The following is a 1,837-nucleotide window of genomic DNA, read 5'->3' as shown; positions in this document are numbered from 1 at the left end:
CCCGCCCGGCCGCGACCGCCGAACGCGACCAGACGATCGCCGCGCTGGCCGCCGCGGTGGCCGCCGACGAGAGCCCGCGGGTGCTGGTGGCCGGTGACCTGAACACCGCCACCACCGACCGGCAGTTCGACGCGTTCGCGCCGCTGCGCGACACCCAGCAGGAGGCCGGCGCGGGTTTCGGCTTCACCTGGCCGGCCGAGCTGCCGGTGCTGCGCCCGGATCACATCCTGCAGCGCGGCATGTCGACCCAGCGGTCCTGGGTGCTGCGGGCGCCGGGCAGCGACCACCGGGCCGTGCTGGCCGAGCTCGACACCGCCTGACCGTCACGGCCGCCAGGTGCAGGCCGGTTCAGGCCGGGACGACGAGGCGGAAGCCGACGCCGCGGCGGTTCTCGATCCACTTGGCGTCGCCGAGCTTGCTGCGCAGGCTGGCCACGTGGAAGTCCAGCGTCTTGCCGGGGCCGAGGAAGTCGGGCTCCCACACGGTGTCGAGGATGTGCCTGCGGGCGACGACCGCGCCCGGTTCGGCGGCCAGCAGCACGAGCAGGTCGTACTCCTTGGGGGCGAGCGGGATCGGCACGCCGTGCAGGCGGATCTGCCGGGTGCGGGTGTCGATGGCCAGGGGCCCGTACCGGCGGACCGGCTCCTGGGCCGGCACCCCGCGGGCCCGGCGGGTGGCCGCGCGCATCCGGGCGACCAGCTCCGGCACCCGGTAGGGCTGTCCCACCAGGTCCTCGACGCCGAGCTCCCGGCCGAGGCTGCGGTCGTGCACGCCGCCGCGCCCGGTCAGCAGGATCATCGGGATGTCACCGTCGCCGCGCAGCTTGCGGCAGGCCTCGACACGCCCGGTGTCGCGCTTGCCGAGGTCGAAGAGGACCACGTCGGGTGGCGCCGCGGCGAGGGCGGCCGCACCGGTGGTGACGTGGTCCGCGGTGATGCCGTACCGGGCCAGGCCGTCGATCAGCGGTTCGGCGATCGACACGTCGTCTTCCACCAGCAGGACTCTCATGGCCGGTGATACGGCTGCGGAGCCCGCGCGGATGAATTCAGACCCGGTAGACCGAGACCGTGCTGCTGAGCTCGGCGGCCATCCGGGCCAGCTCGGCCGCGGTCTGCTGGGTCTCGGTGGCGCCGCTGGTGACCTGCTGGGCCGCCTCCGCGACGCCCGAGATCGTCTCCGCGATGCTGGCCGAGCCGGCCGCGGCGGTGCCGACGCTGTGCGCGATCTCGCCGGTGGTCGCGGTCTGCTCGGCCACCGCCGAGGCGATCGTGGTGGTGTAGCCGTTGATGGTCGTGATCACCTGGCCGATCTCACGGATCGCCTCGACCGCGCCGTCGCTCTCGGCCTGGATCGAGGCGACCTGGGTGGAGATGTCCTCGGTGGCCCGGGCGGTCTCCTGGGCCAGGTCCTTGACCTCGCTGGCCACCACGGCGAAGCCCTTGCCCATCTCCCCGGCGCGGGCCGCCTCGATCGTCGCGTTGAGGGCGAGCAGGTTGGTCTGCTGGGCGATCGCGGTGATCAGCCGGACCACGTCGCCGATCTGGGTCGAGGCCGCACCGAGGCGGGCCACGCTGGTGTTGGTCGCCTCGGCGGTGCGCGCGGCCCCGGCGGCCACCTCGGCCGCCTCGCCGGCGTTGTCGGCGATCGCCCGGATCGACACGCCCATCTCGTCGGCGCCGGCCGCGACCGCCCGGACGCTGTCCGACACCTGGCCGGCGGCCGAGGAGACCGTGCTGACCTGCACGGAGGTCTCCTCGGCGGAGGCCGAGAGCTGCAGCGACACGGCGGAGAGCTGCTCGGAGGCCGAGGCCAGCGTCTGGGAACAGCCGGAGACCTT

At 74.3% G+C, this 1,837-nt stretch carries 3 protein-coding genes; 1 reads left to right on the top strand and 2 read right to left on the bottom strand.

The features are described from left to right. Window positions 1-320 (top strand): endonuclease/exonuclease/phosphatase family protein (locus tag AB0C29_RS46480; protein WP_360834525.1); only part of this gene is annotated, 320 nt, incomplete at its 5' end. A 28-nt stretch (window positions 321-348) separates the two neighbouring features. Here AB0C29_RS46480 and AB0C29_RS46475 read toward each other — a convergent pair. Together AB0C29_RS46475 and AB0C29_RS46470 are read right to left on the bottom strand one after the other, a co-directional pair. Then, window positions 349-993, bottom strand: coding sequence for a response regulator transcription factor (locus tag AB0C29_RS46475; RefSeq protein WP_360834523.1), 645 nt, complete (start codon window positions 991-993; stop codon window positions 349-351). A gap of 52 nt (window positions 994-1,045) precedes the next feature. Next, the coding region (locus tag AB0C29_RS46470) for a methyl-accepting chemotaxis protein (protein WP_360834521.1) at window positions 1,046-1,837 on the bottom strand (792 nt) is incomplete at its 5' end.

The sequence above is a fragment of the Actinoplanes sp. NPDC048791 genome, from assembly GCF_040650095.1.
GTDB lineage: Bacteria > Actinomycetota > Actinomycetes > Mycobacteriales > Micromonosporaceae > Actinoplanes.
The sequence above is the reverse complement of the archived record's forward strand: the minus strand, read 5'-3'. Positions and strand labels throughout refer to the sequence as shown.